The 20,191-nt window shown below is 43.5% G+C and carries 20 protein-coding genes; 13 read left to right on the forward strand and 7 right to left on the reverse strand.

Annotated features, from left to right (window positions below; genetic code table 11):
• Positions 1-1,926, reverse strand: coding sequence for a putative porin (locus AC2D6U_RS06830; RefSeq protein ID WP_484720207.1), 1,926 nt, complete (start codon positions 1,924-1,926; stop codon positions 1-3).
• Between the two features lie 37 nt (positions 1,927-1,963).
• Positions 1,964-2,983 (reverse strand): tetraacyldisaccharide 4'-kinase, encoded by a 1,020-nt coding sequence (lpxK, locus tag AC2D6U_RS06835; RefSeq protein WP_484720208.1) that lies wholly within the window; start codon positions 2,981-2,983, stop codon positions 1,964-1,966.
• A gap of 42 nt (positions 2,984-3,025) precedes the next feature.
• Here lpxK and AC2D6U_RS06840 point away from each other — a divergent pair, with 42 nt between their 5' ends.
• Entirely contained in the window at positions 3,026-4,123 is a 1,098-nt protein-coding gene (locus AC2D6U_RS06840) for a Nif3-like dinuclear metal center hexameric protein (protein ID WP_484720209.1), read from the forward strand.
• 10 nt (positions 4,124-4,133) lie between these two features.
• A complete protein-coding gene (locus AC2D6U_RS06845; protein WP_484720210.1) occupies positions 4,134-4,925 on the forward strand; it encodes a zinc ribbon domain-containing protein in 792 nt (263 codons plus the stop codon).
• A 46-nt stretch (positions 4,926-4,971) separates the two neighbouring features.
• Here the strand turns inward: AC2D6U_RS06845 and AC2D6U_RS06850 are convergent, their stop codons facing one another.
• Complete coding sequence (locus AC2D6U_RS06850; RefSeq protein ID WP_484720211.1) at positions 4,972-5,097, reverse strand: hypothetical protein; 126 nt, start codon at positions 5,095-5,097, stop codon at positions 4,972-4,974.
• Here AC2D6U_RS06850 and AC2D6U_RS06855 point away from each other — a divergent pair.
• From AC2D6U_RS06855 to AC2D6U_RS06865, 3 genes are all read left to right on the forward strand, one after another.
• Positions 5,092-5,775 (forward strand): hypothetical protein, encoded by a 684-nt coding sequence (locus tag AC2D6U_RS06855; protein WP_484720212.1) that lies wholly within the window; start codon positions 5,092-5,094, stop codon positions 5,773-5,775. The two genes, AC2D6U_RS06850 and AC2D6U_RS06855, sit on opposite strands and share 6 nt — an antisense overlap.
• Before the next feature lie 18 nt (positions 5,776-5,793).
• A complete protein-coding gene (locus AC2D6U_RS06860; protein WP_484720213.1) occupies positions 5,794-6,015 on the forward strand; it encodes a hypothetical protein in 222 nt (73 codons plus the stop codon).
• Positions 6,016-6,105: 90 nt separating this feature from the next.
• Entirely contained in the window at positions 6,106-6,366 is a 261-nt protein-coding gene (locus AC2D6U_RS06865; RefSeq protein ID WP_484720214.1) for a hypothetical protein, read from the forward strand.
• On the opposite strand, the gene AC2D6U_RS06870 is transcribed toward AC2D6U_RS06865, so the two are convergent.
• On the reverse strand, positions 6,329-6,952 hold the full coding sequence (locus AC2D6U_RS06870; protein WP_484720215.1) for a histidine phosphatase family protein: 624 nt from the start codon (positions 6,950-6,952) through the stop codon (positions 6,329-6,331). The genes AC2D6U_RS06865 and AC2D6U_RS06870 overlap by 38 nt on opposite strands.
• Positions 6,953-7,010: 58 nt before the next feature.
• On the opposite strand from AC2D6U_RS06870, the gene AC2D6U_RS06875 reads away from it, so the two are divergent.
• From AC2D6U_RS06875 to menD, 3 genes are read left to right on the forward strand one after another with little or no spacing between them, the layout of a single operon-like run.
• Complete coding sequence (locus AC2D6U_RS06875) at positions 7,011-7,433, forward strand: hotdog fold thioesterase (protein ID WP_484720216.1); 423 nt, start codon at positions 7,011-7,013, stop codon at positions 7,431-7,433.
• On the forward strand, positions 7,430-8,644 hold the full coding sequence (locus AC2D6U_RS06880; RefSeq protein WP_484720217.1) for a chorismate-binding protein: 1,215 nt from the start codon (positions 7,430-7,432) through the stop codon (positions 8,642-8,644). Before AC2D6U_RS06875 ends, AC2D6U_RS06880 begins: the two co-directional genes overlap by 4 nt.
• Positions 8,641-10,308 (forward strand): 2-succinyl-5-enolpyruvyl-6-hydroxy-3-cyclohexene-1-carboxylic-acid synthase, encoded by a 1,668-nt coding sequence (gene menD, locus AC2D6U_RS06885; protein WP_484720218.1) that lies wholly within the window; start codon positions 8,641-8,643, stop codon positions 10,306-10,308. The genes AC2D6U_RS06880 and menD overlap by 4 nt, the downstream gene beginning before the upstream one ends.
• Here the strand turns inward: menD and AC2D6U_RS06890 are convergent.
• On the reverse strand, positions 10,305-11,420 hold the full coding sequence (locus AC2D6U_RS06890; RefSeq protein WP_484720219.1) for a carboxypeptidase-like regulatory domain-containing protein: 1,116 nt from the start codon (positions 11,418-11,420) through the stop codon (positions 10,305-10,307). The two genes, menD and AC2D6U_RS06890, sit on opposite strands and share 4 nt — an antisense overlap.
• 20 nt (positions 11,421-11,440) lie before the next feature.
• On the opposite strand from AC2D6U_RS06890, the gene AC2D6U_RS06895 reads away from it, so the two are divergent.
• Complete coding sequence (locus AC2D6U_RS06895; protein WP_484720220.1) at positions 11,441-12,520, forward strand: AMP-binding protein; 1,080 nt, start codon at positions 11,441-11,443, stop codon at positions 12,518-12,520.
• Here AC2D6U_RS06895 and AC2D6U_RS06900 read toward each other — a convergent pair.
• Positions 12,510-13,376: a DUF2911 domain-containing protein gene (locus tag AC2D6U_RS06900; RefSeq protein WP_484720221.1), complete on the reverse strand. Its 867-nt coding sequence runs from the start codon at positions 13,374-13,376 to the stop codon at positions 12,510-12,512. The two genes, AC2D6U_RS06895 and AC2D6U_RS06900, sit on opposite strands and share 11 nt — an antisense overlap.
• A gap of 117 nt (positions 13,377-13,493) precedes the next feature.
• On the opposite strand from AC2D6U_RS06900, the gene AC2D6U_RS06905 reads away from it, so the two are divergent.
• Both AC2D6U_RS06905 and AC2D6U_RS06910 read left to right on the forward strand, forming a co-directional pair.
• Complete coding sequence (locus AC2D6U_RS06905) at positions 13,494-14,672, forward strand: hypothetical protein (protein ID WP_484720222.1); 1,179 nt, start codon at positions 13,494-13,496, stop codon at positions 14,670-14,672.
• A gap of 74 nt (positions 14,673-14,746) precedes the next feature.
• The gene (locus AC2D6U_RS06910; RefSeq protein WP_484720223.1) at positions 14,747-14,944 is read left to right on the forward strand and encodes a hypothetical protein; all 198 of its coding nucleotides are present in this window, start codon (positions 14,747-14,749) and stop codon (positions 14,942-14,944) included.
• 256 nt (positions 14,945-15,200) lie between these two features.
• Here AC2D6U_RS06910 and AC2D6U_RS06915 read toward each other — a convergent pair whose 3' ends face one another.
• Positions 15,201-15,986 (reverse strand): XRE family transcriptional regulator, encoded by a 786-nt coding sequence (locus AC2D6U_RS06915; protein ID WP_484720224.1) that lies wholly within the window; start codon positions 15,984-15,986, stop codon positions 15,201-15,203.
• A 96-nt stretch (positions 15,987-16,082) separates the two neighbouring features.
• Between AC2D6U_RS06915 and AC2D6U_RS06920 the strand changes: the two genes are divergently transcribed.
• A complete protein-coding gene (locus AC2D6U_RS06920; protein ID WP_484720225.1) occupies positions 16,083-16,778 on the forward strand; it encodes a hypothetical protein in 696 nt (231 codons plus the stop codon).
• Positions 16,779-16,880: 102 nt separating this feature from the next.
• On the forward strand, positions 16,881-20,162 hold the full coding sequence (locus tag AC2D6U_RS06925; RefSeq protein WP_484720226.1) for a WD40/YVTN/BNR-like repeat-containing protein: 3,282 nt from the start codon (positions 16,881-16,883) through the stop codon (positions 20,160-20,162).
• Positions 20,163-20,191 lie beyond the last annotated feature (29 nt).

Genomic DNA, 20,191 nt, shown 5'->3' on the forward strand with positions numbered 1-20,191 from the left:
CTAATCAAAAAACTGCCAGATCACACCCATATCGAAGGTTCTTCGCATACCTGGATATAAGGGTGTGATCAGGTAACCATCACTTCCCAAAGGAGCTCCTTGATTGATATGAGCGATTTTGGCAAAGAAGCGAAAGCTTTTGACCTTGAAATTAAAGAAGAGGTCTGCATGGACGAAACCATCCAGTTTGTCTGTCGTTTGCAAATGATACTGCTGATAAACAGGATTATAGGCTGGTGCGAAATACGCACTCCTGTAGTGGACATCAATGCCCGTCTGAATCATCATTTTGCCAGAAAATAACGAGTTCCTATAGGCCAATTGAAAGGTATTGAGCCAAGCAGGTGCCGGGTACTTTTCGGCCGATCCACCCGATACAATGGTATGAAGCAAGGAGTTCTTCAAGGTGACCCGAGGGCCAATCTGCCAACGTAGATTAATGCCCGGATTGAGTAAGACAATCTCACTTCCTGCCTGTTCTGGCTCTTTAAATTCGTTTAAGTAAATGTAATTGGAGATGACATTGAAACGTGTAAAAGGTTGAAACAACACATCCCCAAGTTTTAAGCGTAACTCTCCATAAAAATTATCGCTGGTCTGATTCACGAAATCGTTCCGCCATTCTTGTTGTTGACTTACATATCGTTGTTCAAAAAATGTTGGCCTTCGGCTCACACGTTTGTATTCGGCAACAAAAAAGGCACTTGTAAAATTACCGACCACGGCATAGTTCCCTTGCAAACCAAGCTCTGCAGAAGCCCTTAGAAAGATCTTTGGGGTGATCTGTTGTCTCAACGTACCGCCAACATAGTTTTCCACTTCATTGATCCGCTCTCCTGTTCTGGCAATTTCATTACGCAACCACCTGTTCTTATAATTTAGGGTGTAAGAGAACCGCTTTGTTCTTCCTTTGAAGCCTACTTCATTCTCCACCACTCGAAAGGTCGTTCTTTCATTGATGGTGTCATTTACCAAGCCCGATAAACCGGGACTATACAGCAGCGAATCCGAACCGGTCAGGTCATAAACATCATAATACCGAACCAATTGCTCCTGATAGGTGCCCACATGATACAATTGAAAAATTGAATCCAGCTCAAACTGCTGGTAAATATGAAGTCCTCCCCTTTTTTCCAGACTTGTGGCATCATCCAGGATGACGTTTTCGTCCCGATAATCCCAAATATCTGTCGTGTCGTTCGGGTTGATCGAGGGATCAAGAATACCGCCTTGCTCGTCGATCTCGTGACGGAATTGGGTGAAATTGAAAAGAAGGAGGTACTGCGGTATTTTTTTGGGACGTAGGAATCCGAACATGTTCCAATCTGTGCTTTTCACATGGAAATCTCCTCTTTGTAAATAGGCCAGTTGCTTGTCTGCTCGAATGTTATTGTAAGCAAATCCAAAATTGAAATTGATGCTATCGTTCAATGAAAAGAGCACATTGGTTCGCGCCCTCCCACCGGATCCAAAATCCGCACTGATCGAAGTGAATGGAGACCGTGTATCGAAATACTTGATCTGCTCAGGTGTTGTATAGAAACGATCGAAGCTCCTGTAACCTGCCGTTGCTCCGGAATTTACTTCAGGATCCCAGATTAGATTTTGTACCGCCGTGCCGAGGTTCCCTAAGTTCTGAATCAAAAAATCGAATTCGGCCAGGTCATTGAAACGATGGGTGTTTTCCGGTAAGGTATCAGGCGAAATGAAGACAATGTCATTGTATTTGAAATTCTCTTCGTAAGTATAACGTGTGCTGTTTGGGCCATAGCCCTTCTTTTCTTCAGGATTGAGCAAACTCTTTGCATTACGCAAGGCGGCAATGGAGTCTCTATTGACATCCTGACTTTGAATCCTTACGTTTTGAGCTTCAGCCAATTGGTAAACCAACAGCATCCCGATCAACCAAAATACACGTTTTTGCACCGCCAAAAATACTAATTCGAAACACTTTTTCAGGCTATCACACAAGTTTCATTACCTGCTGAATCAATAGTTCCCTGTTATCCATTTGTAACGCGATCGGCATATAGAAGAGCCTATGTTGCTCAAATAGGTCATGTTCTTTGAAAGCCAAAAGTCGTACCATATCCTTTTCTGTAGTTACGATAGGCAGGGTATTTTTTGAAAGTTTAACATGTAGGCTATCCAATTCCTCGTGCGTAAAGGCATGATGGTCCGGAAAGACGAGCTGGTCTTGGACTGAGAACTGTTGCCCGACGTAGTCCAAAAAAGGACTTGGGTTCGCGATTCCGCATAAAGTGATAACTTCATCCACCTCGCCTTCTACTTGATCAAAAGCTGGGAGCAGGTGACCATAAGTAATCGTCGAAAAAAGCAACACGGCATCCCCAGCTAATTTTTTGATTCTTCTTTCATAGCCTGACTTATTTTCGGGATCTAAATCTGGAGATTTTGTTACCACTACCATGTCAGCTCTTTTTGCCTCGAAACGTGATTCTCGTAAGTTCCCTGTCGGTAAGGTCCAGTCACCGAAAAACGGTTGTGCATAGGAGGTCAATAGGATATTAAGGTCTCTTTTGACCCAGCGGTGCTGATAAGCATCATCGAGCAAGATAAGGTCTGGTGTTTGCTTGTGTTGAAGTAGTGCGTCAACTCCTTGCCTTCGCTTTTCTGCTACCACAATCAGCACCCGGTCACCGAATTTTCTAAATAGTTGAAAAGGCTCATCTCCGATAGAGTCCGCAGTTGACTGATCGTCAGCAAACAAAACACCGGTAGTCTTTCGACCATAGCCTCTGCTTAAAACCGCAATGTTTTTCTCCTTCGGGAGTAACTCAATTAGGTATTCAACAAATGGCGTCTTCCCGGTTCCTCCTGTGCTCAAATTCCCTACTGCAATGATCGGAACGGGATATTGTGTTTGTTCAAAAAAACCGATATCGAACATGAAATTACGGATGGCCATGGTCAGCGCATAGAGCTGAGCGAAGGGAAAGAGCATCCATCTTAGTATTTTCATGCGAATTGCTGTTACTTTTAAGCAGGAAAGAATAAGTCAAATATGCCAAAAATCAGTGATATCCTACATACCCTCGAATCATGGGCACCAAAAAGCTACCAAGAATCGTACGATAATTCTGGCCTACTTACCGGAAACTCGAATGATGAACTAAAGGGTATTCTTGTTACGCTAGACTGTACCGAAGAAATTATTGAAGAAGCCTTAAAAAAAGGTGCAAATCTTGTCGTTGCCCATCATCCGATCATTTTTAGCGGGCTTAAAAAGTTGACCGGATCAAATTATGTGGAGAGAACCATTATCAAAGCGATCAAGCATGACATTGCCATCTATGCCCTACACACCAACCTTGACAATGTTCATCATGGAGTAAATGCCATGATCGCAAAGAAAATTGGGCTTCAACATCTGAAAATTCTCGTTCCCAAAACTGAGATTCTCCAAAAGCTCGAGTTTTTTGTTCCCATCGAACATACGCAAACTGTTTTGACGGCTATCCACGAAGCCGGTGCAGGAACTATCGGTAATTACACCAATTGTTCCTTCAAAGTGAATGGTATCGGAACCTTTCAACCCACCGAGCTAGCCAACCCAACCATTGGCAAAAAAGGGGTTCAAGAACAGGTCAACGAAGACCGCGTAGAAGTTCTATTCCCGAGCCATCTTCAGCAGGGCATTCTAGCAGCCATGAAATCGGCACATCCTTATGAAGAAGTGCCCTATTCCATTACCAGACTTCAAAACTCCCATCAAGAAGTCGGAAGCGGCATGATCGGTGAGCTGCCTTCCCCTCTTTCGGTGCAAGACTTTCTTCAACACCTAAAGGCTTCGATGCAGCTGAATACCATCAAATACACCGCTTTCCAGCGTGAAACCATTCAGAAGGTTGCTGTTTGTGGAGGTTCAGGAAGCTTTCTACTCAAAGCAGCTATGGCGCAAAAAGCTGATGTCTTTGTAACCTCCGATTTTAAGTACCATGAGTACTTTGATGGCGAAGGAAAAACGATGATCGCTGATATTGGTCATTATGAAAGTGAAGTATTTACAAAAGACTTAATTGGTACGTTTCTCAGCGAAAAATTTACTAATATTGCAACCTATTTGTCAGAGGTGAATACGAATCCCGTAAAATACTTCTAAAACTTACTCAATGGAAAATACAGTTGCACAAAAAGTAGACGCGCTTAAATCTTTACAATCTATTGATTCTCAATTGGATGAGATCAAAAAAGTACGAGGCGCATTACCCGATGAAGTTGCAGATCTTGAAGATGAGATTGCAGGTATTCAAACAAGAATAGAAAAGTTCGAAAGCGAACTAGCTGAATTAGAAGGCAACATATCTGATCATAAAACACAAATCAAAAACTCTGAAGCCTTGATCAAAAAGTATCAAGAGCAGCAGATGAATGTGAGAAACAACAGAGAGTATGATGCCATCACAAAGGAGATGGAACTTCAAAACTTAGAAATTCAGATCTCTGAAAAAAGAATCAAAGAGGCCGGTGCCAAGATCGAAACGAAGAAAGTAGAGATTGAAAACACCAAAGAAGTGCTTTCAGAAAGAGGTAAAGACCTTGACAACAAGAAAAGCGAACTTGAGGTCTTGACCAAGGAAAGCGAAGCCGATGAGAAGAAATTATTGGCGGAGAGAGAAAAAGCGACCAAGAAAATCGAAGAAAGACTCTTAACCTCCTACCAGCGATTGAGAGACAATGCACGCAATGGCTTAGCCGTTGTTCCTGTGAGTAGAGGTGCTTGTGGTGGTTGCTTCAATGTTGTTCCTCCGCAACGTCAGGCTGATATCCGAGAGAATAAGAAACTGATCGTTTGTGAGCACTGCGGTAGAATATTAGCTGAGGTAACTGACGAGATCGTTGCCGAGGAGAAAAAACCAAGAAGAAGCAGAAAAGCGACAACCACTAAAAAAGCAAAGGCTTAAGGTTGGTCAATCGATATGATATTAAGGAAAGGATAGGTCTGCTGATCTATCCTTTTTTATTTGCCTTCTTTCTACTCAGGTCAATGCTCAATCCGCCTATACTGCTTTGCTCGACCTTTCCTTTGATCAAAGCCGAGCCATCTCTGATTCCAAGTCGAAGAAAGGCTTGCATGACCTTTACGTTGAGCATTTGACTGACTGCGCTCAGCTGATCTTAGCAGGAAATGAAGCCTTTTATGAGACATTTACCACTCGCTTTGAGGAAAGAATCAGAGCTATCGAATCGTTCCCTGATGAGGCTACCAAAGGCTTTTATGCTGCTGAGATCCTACTTCAATGGGCTTTTGTTGCCACCAAATACCAAGACCAATGGACTGCCTTTTGGAGCTTGCGAAAGGCCAAGTTTGGAATAGAGGAGAATCGAGCGCAATACCCTGGCTTCCATTTGAATTCTCGCACGCTTGGATTACTCCAGGTGGTGCTTGACCTCGTTCCTGAAAATAGGCAATGGATGTTAAACCTCTTCGGAATGCGTGGCGACTTTCAGGCAGGTTATCAGCAGCTAAAAAGCACATTAACGCTTGAGAAACCGTGGGCCTTGGAAAGTCAACTGATCTTGGCGATGATCGACGCTTATGTGTTGGAGCTAACTCCCGACACCAACGGCTTACCGGATTACGGCCTATTTGCTTATGTGAAAGGACTGGTTGCATTGAAGCAGCACAAGGCAAGAGAAGCCTTGGATAATTTTAAATTATTGAACGATCAGTTGGAGATCAAACGCTATCTACTGGCCGAATCCTACTTCTTACTAGGTTCATACGATACGGCTTTCAATTCCTACGGGTAGTATCTACAGCGCCAAAACATGAGTAACCGAAAAGACGCCTTACTCAAATCAGGCCTTTGTCTGTGGTTTCAGAATTCAGACAATGCACAAGCGACAGCTCTTTTTGAACAAGCACGCAATGAAGGGGGGAATATGACCGAAATTGATCGAAATGCTGCTCAATTGCTGAGCCATATCGACGAGGAGAATCCAACAATTCTACAATTAAGGTATTCCTTAGATGGCGGTGCTTTTGAATAAGCAAGTCAACTCATCAATACCCTGGAAATCAAGAAATTAACACCATCAGAGAGCATTGAATTCCGCTACCGAAAAGGACGCTACTTCCAATTGACCAATGATTTTGAAAAAGCCAACACAGCATTTCTCGCACTGATCAACACAAAAGAGTTAAACAAAGATTCCTATATCCGCGCAAATAGCTACTTGCAAATGGGCCATTTAGCCGAATTGACCAATGACAAGAAAAGCGCATTGACGTATTACGAGCTCGCTTTGAAAACGAAAGGTCATTCTTATGAAGATAGCATAGCCTTAAAAGCCAGAATTGCCCTTAACCGGCTGAATGGGTTAAATGATCAGTCGCATTGAACCTATTAAGCTTAAAAAAAGAACCTGCGTACTCCAACTCATACAAACACAAATTCTGATGTTCAAAAAGGTCCATTGCGCTTAGCGGATAGTTTAGCATAAGTGTCAGCAATATCCTCAATGCTCTTCCGTGCATACAGACCAACACCTCCTTCTCTTCCTCCCTTGCCATGATCTTTTGAAGGCCCCTACTTAATCGCATTGCCACTTGTTCAGGACTTTCTCCCCCATCTATGGCAAAATCTGTCTGACCATTTCGCCATTTATTGATCATTTCGAAGTAATAACGATCATTCGCTGCATTGAAGGCCTGCCCTTCTCTATTGCCCCAAGAAATTTCGTTGAGTTCTTCCAAGGCCTCAAAAGCCATTCCTGAAGCAATGAACTGCTCCATGGATTGAGAGGTTCTCTTTAAGCCTGAGACATATAACTTGTCAAAGGGATGGTTTTTGTACGCTTGATAAAAGGCTTCCGCTTGCTTTCGACCCAGCGCATTTAGATCGGCATCAATACCACTACCCTGCACAACTCCCCTTTTATTAAAGTCTGTTTCTCCATGCCTGGTCAGGTATATTTTTTTGGTCATGCTTTTCTCGTATTTTTGCTCAGTCCGCGGCAAAACTAAGATTTAAATCATAAAATCAATGTTTCCTAAAGAAGCAACTATAGAAAGATTGAATGCCTTAAGCCAAAACACATTGGTTGAACATTTAGGTATAGAACTAACGGAGATCAAGGGCAATTCCCTGACTGGAAAAATGCCTGTCGATCATCGAACACAGCAGCCACTTGGTTTGTTACATGGCGGAGCTTCCGTGGTGCTAGCTGAGACATTGGGTAGCATCGCCGCAACGATGACCTTGGATTTAGACAAGCAGTATGCTGTCGGGCTTGAAGTGAATGCCAATCACATCAAATCGGTTCGAGAGGGTTATGTGACGGGCACTGCCCTTCCAATTCATATTGGGGGTAAAACGCAGGTTTGGGAGATCAAAATTAGTGACGAGGATAATAGACTGGTGTGCATCAGCCGAATTACCATGGCCATAATGGATAAAAAGCATTGACAGTAAAGGCAAACACCATAACGGAGACAATGAACTTATCGAGTTTCACGAAACTCGAAGTGTTTAACGCGTGCATTACCTCAGCCTATGAACTGGGCTTACCTATGGCGATGTGGCGTTCCCCTAACCAACACGAAATCAATTTCATCTGCTCCTTTAAAGACGTTCAACGACTCGATCGAGTAGAGCTTAAGGAGCTTCCTTCTGGATTTATATTTTCAAAATTCAACACCGAGGAATCAAAATTTTTCATTCAAAGTGACATCAACATCTCCTTTGATTACGAAGAGACTTTAAGTGCCGGACTTAGTACACCCCAAGGACAAGCCTTTTCCAAATTATTGCAACAACGCCTTTCCTCCGGCGCTCATGAAACGCCTTACTTCACCAATAATCATGTCGTTTATCCAAGCCATACCGATTATCGACAAGTTGTCGACAAGGCAATTCAGGCGATCAAAGATGGCGAATTCGAAAAAGTAGTACCTGCACGATCCAAAGCCGTGGCGTTAACGGAAGCCTTTGATGCCGCAGAATTGTTCTTGACCTTGTGTAAGGACTATGCCAACGCCTTTGTCTCCTTTGTTTCTCTTCCAAAAGAGGGAACATGGGTAGGTGCAAGCCCTGAGGTATTGATTTCAACAGAGGGAAATTGGTTTACAACTGTATCGCTTGCTGGTACAAGAAAAAGAAACGCAGACGAACCCATTAGCGAAACGAGTTGGAATCAAAAAGAAATTGAGGAGCAGGCAATGGTCAGTCGTTACATCATCAATTGCTTTAAAAAGATCAGGTTACGGGATTATGAAGAAAGGGGACCAAAGACAACTATTGCTGGCGATTTACTCCATCTCAAGACAGTTTTCAGAGTGAATATGGAAGAAACCAATTTTCCCGAATTGCCTTCCGTAATGCTGGAATTACTCCACCCGACCGCTGCCATAGCCGGTATGCCAAAAACACCTGCTTTAGAATTCTTAAACCATAACGAGGATTTGGATAGAGGATTTTACTCGGGCTATTTGGGTCCGGTCAATATGGAAAATAAAACAGAAATCTTTGTCAACCTGCGCTGCATGCAATTACTCAGTGATACTGCTATCCTCTATGCTGGTGCCGGAGTAACTGAAGATTCTGTACCTGAAAAAGAGTACCTTGAAACTGAAATGAAGTGCAACACTTTGCTCAATAAGATTAACAGGAACTCTTGATACTGCCACACATCATTGATATTGTTTCTATTTGCGTTGGACATGGAATACGCAATGCAGTGATCTCACCCGGTTCTCGATCAGCCGCAATTAGTTTAGCCTTTGAAGCCCATCCTGAAATCACCACGCATATCATCCCGGATGAAAGAGCTGCTGCTTTTATCGCCATGGGCATTGCGCAGCAGAAAAAGTTGCCGACTGTCCTCATCTGCACTTCAGGATCTGCCGGTTTGAACTATGCACCAGCTGTTGCCGAAGCATATTATCAAGAAATTCCATTGATCATTCTGACTGCTGACCGACCACCAGAATGGATCGATCAATACGACGGTCAAACAATTAACCAACAAGGCATTTATAGCAAGCATGTGTTGGCCACTTTTGAGTTACCTGTTGATGGTTCCACTCATCCAGATGCAAGGTGGCACTGCAATAGAATCGTTAATGAGGCCATTCTCAAATCTAATGGTGCTCTGGCAGGTCCGGTTCACATCAATGTCCCGATAAGAGAACCTTTTTATCCTTTGCCAGGCGAAGAGATCTCCTTTGAACCCACGAGGCTCATTCAACGCCCCATAATAGAAAGTAAGCTCCGCAAGGAAGAAGTTGAGCTTTACGCCACGCGTTGGAATCAAGCGAAAACTAAATGGCTCGTCGTTGGTCAACAGCCCAAAGATGAAAAACTGGGTGCTGTTCTGGAACAACTTGGCAAAGATGTCCTCATTCTCAACGAGGTAACTGGTAATCAACATGGATTCAGTGGAGTGATTCAAAACCATGAGTCCATCCTGCGCAATGATCAAGAAGGAAAGATCGCCTCTCCCGAACTACTGGTGACTATAGGCAATTCGTTGATCTCGAAAAACCTAAAAACTTTTCTAAGAGCTAATCCTCCACAAGAGCATTGGCACATCAAAGAAGGTGATCGCCTAAACGATACCCTGCAACAGCTTAGTAAGTTAATTCCTCTTAAGGCCAGTACCTTTTTTCAACAATTGGTTCCTCTGATTGGACATTCGAATACTTCATCACATCCATTGCGTGCGCTGGATTCTGAATTTGAAGGTAAGAAAAGCAAGTTCTTGGCCGAGGCTCCCTTTGGTGAATTCAAAGCCCTTTTCCATTGCTTCAAGGCCCTGCCCGACCGAGGTCAGTTGCACTTGGCCAACAGCATGAGCGTGCGTTACGCCAATTTGATTGGCGACCTTAAGAAAGACTGCTCCGTTTTTTGCAATCGAGGAACAAGCGGCATCGATGGATCTACAAGCACAGCGGTGGGTGCTACATTGGCCAGTAATGAACTGAATGTACTCGTCACAGGCGACTTGGCTTTCTTTTACGATCGGAATGCATTTTGGCACAATGAAGACCTCAGCCAATTGCGCATCATTTTACTGAATAATGACGGTGGTGGAATCTTTGATATGATTCCAGGACCAAAGGCACAAAAAGCGCATGAACAATTGTTTTTGACTCCACACGGCTTAAACGCTCAATCACTGGCTGCTGAATTCCATTTGGACTATGCTGCCGTTCGCAATGAAGATGAATTGAAAGCCGCACTTAGCGATTTTTATGCACCAGCAAATGGGGCAAAGATCATGGAAATATTCAGTGATATTCCATTAAATACAGCAGTAATGGAAGACTTTAGAAGGCTCTAAGGTTCCTTGAGTTCATAATTCGTTGGCAGCATATCGGCGACCTTTTCAAAACCCCAATACCCATTGGATTGGAATGAAATTGGATTGATAATGTATCCATTCTGTTCAAAACGAATCGGATCACTCAAATCAAATAGTTTGATCCAGCTTCGCTGAGGCAGTCTGCTTGAATTGCCAGATGCATTCATTCCTTGACTACCTGTAAAGGCCTGCGACTCTAATTCTTTGGTATAGGTGATGTAAATAAAGTCTGTGAAAGACAACACTTTTGAAATCGACGTTTTGCCATCTGTAAGCGAATCATACAGGTCGACTTTCCTTGCCGTTACCGCTCTGCCAAGTCCTTCGACATCCCGAGCTGTCATTACCTCATAGCCTGCTTCATCCAGCTGATCGTCATAGAGTGCCTTGAAAAAATGCTCTCTTGATCCCAAATAAGCCTTTTGGCGTGCTTTGATGAAGCGTTTCTTATTGTTGTTGCTCTCTTTGGTATCTTTGAATTGAGTAAAGCCAAAGTAGCGAATCAAATTACTCTTGTAATCGATCATAAAGTCTTCAAGGTAATAATCGATGGTATAGCCAAGGGCCTTATTCTCGATCTTAATGGGCTCGGAAGAAAATGCCTGCAATACCCTTGTCTCTTTGTTGTAGAAGAAATTGAGTTGTTCCTCGTTAAGAATTTTACAGCTAGCAGCATTCTCGGTTGTCCCTAGAAACTCCCGCTTGAATGTTGCCAAGTTCTGGCGCCACTCCTTGTCTATTTTATCCGTCACTTCTACACTACCCAAATTGATGCTCTCGGGCTGTAATACGATCTCAAATGCTTGTGCTTCGGGTTGAAGCAATTGTACAGGCCTTACAAAAGTATCGAAACCCACAAACCGCACCACTAATTCGTAACTGCCCGGTTCAAAAACTTTTAATTCAAAAAAACCATCCTTATCTGTGGTGGTGCCATAGGTTGTCCCTGTAAGAAAAACGGTGGCTAGAGGAAGCGTTTCACCGGTGCTTCCATCCTTGACCACACCTGAGATCAGGTAACGTGCGCTTTGCGCTCCTAAGGAATTAATGAATAAAAAGGCGGAAATAGTGAGTAACAGCTTTAATTTCATGTCAAAATTGAATTGAGTCCATGGCATTCATGATCACTTTCCTAGGCAAAAATTATACCAGCAAGGAGTTTAGTGAATTACCTTTTGACGAACTACCCAATTGGGCACAATCTGCTCATGAGTTCATTGGACAATGGCAATCTGGACAGCAGGAGTATCAACAATACACGTCAGGGTCAGCGGGAAACCCTAAAGAGGTTCTGATCAGTCGAAAAAGAATGGAAGCAAGTGCGGCATATACCATCGAAGCCCTACAGATTCCAACAGGAGCACAAGCACTGCACTGCATCAACTCTGCCTATATTGGAGGTAAGATGATGTGGGTACGTGCCTTTTTAGGCCAATGGCACGTGCACCTGATCCAGCCGGAAGGACTACTCCGCGCTCAGCATTTATGGCCCCATTATCACTTCAGTGCAATGGTCCCCTTACAAGTCGACAACACGATTTCCAAATCACGAGAATTATTCGATCGCTTTGACCAAATCATTATTGGTGGTGCTGCCGTTTCAGCTCAATTGATTGAAAAATTAAAGCCACTGAACTGTACATTTTACAGCACTTTTGGCATGACGGAAACCGTATCACACATCGCGCTCAGGAAACTGAACGGGGTCCATCGCAGTACTACCTACCAACTTGTTGGAGATAATCAAATCAAAACCAATGAGGCAGGTTGCCTGATGGTCAAGGGAGTTGTGACAGATGACAAATGGATCACCACAAACGATTTGATCGAAAAAACAGCAGACGGTTTCAAATGGATTGGTAGACTGGATCTTGTAGTCAATTCAGGTGGGGTTAAAATTCAGCTGGAGAAAGCTGAAGACGCTCTAAACCAATATTTGAACAATGCTAAACACCAATTCATTTATTGGAAAGAGGCACATGAAGTCTTGGGAGAACAATTGATCGGTTTGAGTGACTCAAAAGTCTTTATCGAGTACTTGAAAGAACATGCCGACGAATTAAAGCAGCAACTCCCTGATTATCACTTCCCCAAAAAATGGTATTTCTGCGAAAAGTTTGAACGAACAGCAAGCGACAAGGTCGATCGAGCAGCTACAGCTCAAAAGGCCACTGCAGCCTTTAGTTTTTGATCATTCTTCTCCAAAGGCGAATGGCTCTCCGATTCAAGCGAACAAATTCATTATTTCCCTCTTCTTCTGCCAACAACTTAGAGGCCTCTGCCACTTCGATGGCTTCCTCGTATTTCTCTTGCTGCGCAAGGATCAATGACCTAATCCGATAAATATACAAAGTAGGTCCTCCGATTATTTCTGCCATATCTAAGTAACGCAAAGCATCTTCTTGATTTTTGCCCTGTTCTTGCAAATATCTTGCAGACTGGTAATAGGTTTCAGCGGTAGGATTCGTCCACATTTGTTTTTCGATATCCTGCATTACAAATTGGTCGGTAAAGACCGTCAGTTCACAGGCTGCCCTGAAATTCCCCCAAGCTAAGACCATTTGCCCCCTGTCATGATGAAGGTCTTGAAAGTCTATTCTGAAATTCTCCACATTCAGCTCTTCAAAATAAATAGGTAGCTCAAGACGCAACACATCTTTCGACTCATTATAGACAATGTCCTCATTATCCCACAGCGTTGTGTCGGCATGAAAGATCAGCTGAAAACGATCCTTTTCCGGTAAAGCGAATAAGGCATAGGTTCCGGCAGCCAATGAATCCCCATTGACCAATATCTCTTGTGACACCGTGAATGTTGTTGTTTCGTTCGCTCCTAATCTCCACAACTCTCCGTATGGAATCAGCTCTCCAAGTAACTCCCGTCCCCTTTTACTGGGTCTTGAATACGTAACCCGAACATCCGTCAGGCCAATCGTCTGCTCTATCGTTGATGCCGGACTGATTCTTGGTAAAGCAATCTGTCCTGAAGCCAAGAGAGGACTTAGCCATAAAACAAAACAGCAGATAAATGAGTAGTGACGCTTCATTGAGAAAGTGAAAAATTGTTCAAATGTATGATTATTGGTTAAATTAATCACATGCGTGTCTTCGCATTTTACATAACGCTCGCACTATCTTCAATTGGTATAAGTAATGCTCAATCTTTGTATAAAAGCGGAGCAATTCTTACCTCTCCCTTTGACACCTTACGTGGGTCGATCAAATACATCAGTTACAATAAGGCCTCCACAAAATGTATTTTCAGGGATAGCCTAGGCAATGAAACGAATTATCTGCCCGATGAACTGTTTGGCTACATTATCGAAGACCAGCTTTATTTTAGATCGAAAGAGATTGGGAAATCCAACGCTCAATTCCTGGAAGTGGTCTACCAAGGCACGCTTATTTTGTATGCTTTGCGAGACAAAAATCAAAAAAACTTCTTCTACATAGAAAACCCGGCCACCGGTGAATTTGAACTCTTGAGGCAAAAAACGATTCGAAACGGCAGCAAAAAACTAGTCATTCGCATGTTTGAGGAAGTATTACGCGAGATGCTACCAAAGAGTGAGTTGATCGCTGATGAGATCACTACCGTAGATTTTGATCATAATTCGCTCTCCAACCTCCTGCTGGACTATGACGAACGGTATGCCTCATTTCAAGGGCGCATTTTTCAAGGATACAAAAAAAGATGGCCGCCAAGCATCGCCCCGTTCATCCAAGCTGGCAGAAGCCTTTTGGCAATCAATGGTTTTGATCAGCAAAAGGAATCCACTAGTCTCGGCCTTGGCATAAAATTCCAAAAGGAGATCTCAAGAGGAACCGGCCGTCTGCATTTAGACGTCGATTTAGGTTACCACATGGAGACGTATGAAAACGCCGTTTTTGTTGCTGAAGATTTTGCCTTTCCTGAATCCATCATTTCCAATGGGTTCAACATTGCTTTGTTTGCCTCCGACTTGGCCCTGCAAGGAGAATATGAGCTGCGCAATACGATCACATTAAACCGGCAGGTCATCACCCTTCCATTGAATTTGAAGTATTTCTTTCCCTCAGAACGATTGACCGTTTCGATCAACGGTGGGATAAATCCCTCTTATGCGGTGGTTCAAAATGGCCGCATCGATGGTCAAGTCATTCAAAACGACCGAGTGATCCTTGGCGTTGCATCTGACATTGAAGTGACGCGGTTTAGACCGGGACTAAATTTTGGTGCTGGCATCTACTATCACCGAAAAGCTACATGGTTTATTGATTTTCAATATTCACCAGCTTGGCTCGATCAAGGAAATTTGAATTACAGCTGGTCTTTTCTTCGTTTGGGGTACCTTTTTGACTGATTGCGGATTCTCTTAATTATTCCTTTTGGTGAATCACTTAGTGAGGAAGGGTTCAATGCACCTAGATTTATGACATGATCCTGCAACGAACTCGTGAATTCAATGTAAACCTTGACTGGGTTTATCACCTCATTAAGGCCCTTCTCATGGTTCTCTTCACTTTTGCGGCCTTTATCGCTCTAGTAGAGTTGAAAAGAGAGCTGCAAATCGATATTTTTCCAAATCACGATTTTCCATTTGACGACATTTCTGCTTACCTCCTCGGTCGTTGATATTTTTAAACAGAAAAACACGATAATTTTCCTAGGTATCTGTATTTTAGGTCATTAATTGACCAAAACATGAGCGCAGTCAAAGCGTTACGGTTGAACTTCAGTGCAGTTAAAGAGTTCTTCCAGCTTATTTTTTTATTGACTTTTTTTGCCGCCTTCTTCCTTTTGGCCCTGGAACTGAAGTCTCAACTAGAATTAGACATCTTCCCTAACTATAATTTTCCTCTTGACGAATGGATGAGGGAACACTTCTGGACTAATCTTTCAATTTGATCACTTCCTGTTGAAGCTCTAAGACGATGTTCTTTAAATCATCGAAGGACATTTGATCATTGGCGTGTTCCGGAATATCTAAACTTAAGAATGCTGTCGCTTCCCAGATCTCAAGTACATCCTGTGCGTTTACCTTATACGGCGTGTAGGCTTTATTATCGGAAACTAAAAATAGATAGCCGTTCTCCTCTGTGTAATTAAAGACGCGTTTGTAGACAATACCCTCTTCCTTGGTCAACAGCACATAACATCTCCCATTCCTCACGTCGCTAATTTGTTCAATGTACTTGCCAATGATGACAGTTCCTGGTTTCAATGGGAGCATTGAATCGCCACTAATCTCAAATGCCCTGTAGGTGGCATTTCGTGGCAGGTTGGGTAGTTGAAACTTCGGGAGCTCCTCCATGTAAGTCGGGTCAGCATAGCCATTCAAATAGCCTGCCGATGCTTTCTGAGGAATGAGATCGATCATTTCTTCATCTTGGGCATCAACGGTAATGGATAAGATCTTAGTCCCTTGTTGTTGCGGAGCACCGAGTTGCTTGAGTTGTTCAAAACCGAATTTAGTGAGATCATCTGTAATCAGCTGATCGACGGAAAGACCAAACAACTTGGCCATTTTGGTCAGGTTATTCAGTCGAGGGTCCGCTCTTCCTTCTTCATAAGCACCTACCAACGATCTTTTGATATCGATCTTTTCGGCAAACTCTCCTTGAGTCCACCCGTTTAACTTTCGTAAGTGTTTTATATTTTCCGATACAATGCTCATTGAAAAAGTTTTTATGCAATTAACTAAATATTTTAGTTTAATGATAAAATTATTAGCTAAAAATTGGTCTACTATTTGCTAGATTTGCACTGAACAATGAAATCCGCTGTAATCCTTTTGTTGCTATTTCTGTGTGTTGGGCTTTCGGCTCAAAATACTATTGGCGTCAACTTTCAAGGTTTCCTTCCAACAGGCGAACTGAAAAAAGATGCTTCTGATATTGGTGGTTTGGGCATTGGTATGGAAGGGTCATTTAGCATTAAGCAGTCACCATTTCATGTTGGGGGAATCATGGAGTGGAACCATTTCGGCTCAACCGTTCGCGAGGGATTCCATGGACCAGGATTAGAAGATGTCCGGGTAAAGCGCAATTTTGAAAACATAAAGGTCTTAGGGCTATTTCGGTTCAAACCTGACTGTGGCGAAAACATATTTCCCTATTTCGATCTCGTGATGGGCCCCGGTTATGTCTACACCCGCACCCACATCCGAGAATCCTATTTTGACGAACCTATTGAGTCCTTCTTTGAGCTAGATGAATGGGCCTTCATGTACGGATTTGGTATTGGCAATGAGTTCATTCTGTCCGACGCCGTAATTTTGGATGTATTCTTTCGCACCATCAAAAGTACTCGGATTGACTATTTGACTCCCTCTAGTGTAGAATTCAACAGTGCAACCAACTGGTACGACCTCAACACGAAATCATCTGCTTTTAATCACATCAATTTTGGAATTGGGATAAAATTCTATTTCGATGCCTTTTTAAAAGAGTACTACGACATGATGTAACTCTTCCTACCATTTATACCCCATTACTTACGTTCTTAAATTAAAATTTGGTCGAAAAGATTAGTTCTTCTAGCTTGATCAAGATTTAGTAAAAATACTCTTATGATCAGATCTTTACCTGCGTTGAAAAGCATACGCAACCTATTGACTTTTTCCTTTTTGATCTTTAGCGCCTTAGCCTATGGTCAAAAAGTGGACATGGACATGTTCAAAAACATGAAAGCCCGCAGCATTGGCCCTGCTGTCATGAGCGGACGGATTACTGCAATTGATGTAGTGGAGAGCAATCCACAGATCATGTATGCAGGTGCTGCTTCCGGCGGCCTTTGGAAAACCACTGGCGGTGGCCTTGAATGGGAACCTTTATTTGATGAGGAAGCCGTTTTAGGCATCGGTGCTATTGACATCCACCAAAAAAACCCTGACATCGTTTGGGTTGGTACCGGGGAAGGTAATCCTCGGAACTCTGTAAGCTCAGGCTATGGTGTGTACAAATCGATTGATGGTGGAGAAAGCTTTGAATTGATGGGCTTAGAAATGACTCGTAATATTCACCGAATCTATATCCATCCTGAAAATCCTGATGTGGTGTATGTGGGTGCTATTGGCTCTCCTTGGGGAGCGCACGAAGAGCGAGGTGTTTTCCGCACAAAAGACGGAGGAAAGACCTGGGAAAAGATTTTATATACCAATGACCTCAGTGGTGTAGCCGACATGGTGGCCGATCCAGTAAATCCAAACAAGATCTTTGTGGCCATGTGGGAGCACAAAAGATGGCCTTGGACCTTCACCTCAGGTGGGGAGGGTTCCGGCTTATACGTCACGTATGATGGTGGTGACACCTGGGAGAATATCTCTGGTGAAAACGGACTTCCAAAAGGCAACTATGGACGTATTGGTTTGGCCATTGCAAACGGCAGACCCGATTACGTTTATGCAATTATCGAAGCGGAAAAAAATGGTCTTTACCGGTCTACTGACGGAGGTAAAACTTGGGAGCTAAGAACGTACGCCGCTGACGAGCCTAACATGGGCAATCGTCCGTTCTATTACTCGTCCATTTACGTGGACACAAAAAACGAAAATAGAGTATACAGTTTGTATTCTATGGTCTCTCGTTCAGAGGATGGAGGTAAATCCTTTGAGGTCATCATTCCTTATTCTGGTGTTCACCCCGACCACCATGCATGGTGGATCCACCCTGAGGACCCATATTTTATGGTTGATGGAAACGACGGTGGTTTGAACATTACTCGTGACATGGGAGAGACTTGGCGTTTTACTGAAAAACTCCCTGTAGGCCAATTCTACCACGTGAATGTAGATAATGAGTTCCCTTATAATTTGTACGGAGGTATGCAAGATAACGGCTCTTGGGTCGGTCCTGCTTACGTCTTTAATTACAGCGGTATTCTGGGTAGTGATTGGCAAGAGCTGAGCTTTGGTGATGGTTTTGATGTAGCGCCGATCCCTGGTGATTCACGCTACGGCTATACCATGTCGCAGCAAGGAAATGTCTCTCGTTACGACAGGGAATCAGGCTATAACAAGACCATTCGCCCAACGGCACCTGACACCTCCATCGACCTGCGATTCAATTGGAACGCACCTGTGGCTGTTGACCCACACAATCCGAATGGCGTTTACTATGGATCTCAGCATGTGCATTATAGCAGCAATCGCGGAGATGATTGGGAGATCCTCTCCCCTGACCTCACCACCAACGATCCCGAAAAACAAAAACAAAATGCTAGTGGAGGATTGACCATAGATGCTACTGGCGCTGAGAATCATACCACTACTTTAGCCATTGAACCGAGCCCCGTTGATCGCAATGTGATCTGGGTAGGAACAGATGATGGCAATGTGCAAGTGACCCAAGACAGAGGAGAGAATTGGACCAATGTGGCCGCCAATCTTCCCGGCTTACCAGCAGGTAGCTGGATCCCACAGATTAAGGCATCCACCTACAATGCCGGGGAAGCCTGGGTAGTGGCCAATAACTACAGAAGAAACGACTGGTCGGCCTATGCTTACCATACCATGGATTATGGGCAAACATGGACTCGAATTGCAGATGATAGCCAGGTTTTTGGTTATACCTTATCCATTCTACAAGACCCTATTGAACCCAACTTGGTTTTCTTGGGTACGGAAAATGGACTTTACGTGAGTTTTGACAAAGCCCAAACATGGAATAAATGGACGCATGGCTACCCTTCTGCATCCACAATGGACCTTGCCTTACAGGAAAGAGAGCATGATTTGGCCATAGGCACATTTGGACGTGCATTCTTTGTGTTAGATGATATCAGACCGCTTCGAGCCTTTGCTGCTCAAGGTATAGCGAATGCTCAGAACAGCGATCTACTTATTTTTGATGTTGCCGATGCTTATCAAATGAATTACAGCCGACCTGCTGGCATGCGTTTCCCCGCTGACGGTGCTACCTATGAGGGCGAAAACAAATTCTTTGGTTCCGCCAATGTGAAATTCTATGTAAGAGACGATGCGGCTCCTGCTGAAATGGAAGAAGATACCAGCAAAAAGAAACGGAACAGGAAAAACAAGGAAGAAGATGCAAAACCTGAAGCTAAAAAACTTCCGAAACGCATCACCATGCATATTTTGAATGCAAGTGGAGATACTATCCGTACAACCAGCTCGAATGTTGATAAAGGACAAATCAATACCATCAGCTGGGATCTTCGAAGAAAGAATCCATACCCAATAGAAGGTGGCAACCGTGGAAGGTTTGGCGGAAATAGCAACCGTGAGCAAACTGCCGGTAGTGTGATGCCTGGAGATTATCAAATCGTTTTAGTGTTTGGAGATATTACGGAAACGAAATCGGTCAAAGTGCATTACGACCCTCGTGTAGAGGTCAATATGGCCGACCTTCAGGCAAAACAAGCTTTCGAAGATGAGGTATTGGAAGCCACTCAAACCTTTGCTAAGCTTACCAGCAGGGTAAGAGAAGCGAATGATATCATGGAGAAAATTGAGGCTCAAATGAAGGATGTGGACAAAGAGAAGACCAAAGAGCTGAAAGCGGCGATGGATAGCATGCAAGACGCATGGAATGCCGTCCGTAAAGTCACTATTGGTTTGCCTCGAAACAGAGGGCAACGAGCAGTGAATGAAAGCAGCACAACGGCCAGTTCATGGCTAGGTCAAGCAAGACGCTATGCCAGTTCTAGGTTAAGTGCTCCAGGACAAAATGAACGTCAATTGCTTGAAAATGGGCAGATCATGATGCAGGAAGCCATGACTTTGGTGAATGACTTCTTTGCCAATGAATGGCCGAAGCTGGAAGAGGTCTATAAAAATACAGACCTCGGGTATTTTAAGGACTTTTCAGAACCCATTAAAAAAGAAGACTGATCAAATAAAAAAGCCCAACAAAACGTTGG

Source organism: Roseivirga sp. YIW32 (assembly GCF_057219245.1).

Coding starts and splice junctions, on each gene's coding strand:
- AC2D6U_RS06900 (WP_484720221.1), bottom strand. CDS start 13,376: ATGAAGCGTCACTACTCATTTATCTGCTGTTTTGTTTTATGGCTAAGT.
- AC2D6U_RS06850 (WP_484720211.1), bottom strand. CDS start 5,097: ATGCAAGCCTTTCTTCGACTTGGAATCAGAGATGGCTCGGCTTTGATC.
- AC2D6U_RS06870 (WP_484720215.1), bottom strand. CDS start 6,952: ATGACCAAAAAAATATACCTGACCAGGCATGGAGAAACAGACTTTAAT.
- AC2D6U_RS06840 (WP_484720209.1), top strand. CDS start 3,026: ATGCCAAAAATCAGTGATATCCTACATACCCTCGAATCATGGGCACCA.
- AC2D6U_RS06895 (WP_484720220.1), top strand. CDS start 11,441: ATGGCATTCATGATCACTTTCCTAGGCAAAAATTATACCAGCAAGGAG.
- AC2D6U_RS06845 (WP_484720210.1), top strand. CDS start 4,134: ATGGAAAATACAGTTGCACAAAAAGTAGACGCGCTTAAATCTTTACAA.
- lpxK (WP_484720208.1), bottom strand. CDS start 2,983: ATGAAAATACTAAGATGGATGCTCTTTCCCTTCGCTCAGCTCTATGCG.
- AC2D6U_RS06890 (WP_484720219.1), bottom strand. CDS start 11,420: ATGAAATTAAAGCTGTTACTCACTATTTCCGCCTTTTTATTCATTAAT.
- AC2D6U_RS06910 (WP_484720223.1), top strand. CDS start 14,747: ATGATCCTGCAACGAACTCGTGAATTCAATGTAAACCTTGACTGGGTT.
- AC2D6U_RS06915 (WP_484720224.1), bottom strand. CDS start 15,986: ATGAGCATTGTATCGGAAAATATAAAACACTTACGAAAGTTAAACGGG.
- AC2D6U_RS06875 (WP_484720216.1), top strand. CDS start 7,011: ATGTTTCCTAAAGAAGCAACTATAGAAAGATTGAATGCCTTAAGCCAA.
- AC2D6U_RS06860 (WP_484720213.1), top strand. CDS start 5,794: ATGAGTAACCGAAAAGACGCCTTACTCAAATCAGGCCTTTGTCTGTGG.
- AC2D6U_RS06925 (WP_484720226.1), top strand. CDS start 16,881: ATGATCAGATCTTTACCTGCGTTGAAAAGCATACGCAACCTATTGACT.
- AC2D6U_RS06920 (WP_484720225.1), top strand. CDS start 16,083: ATGAAATCCGCTGTAATCCTTTTGTTGCTATTTCTGTGTGTTGGGCTT.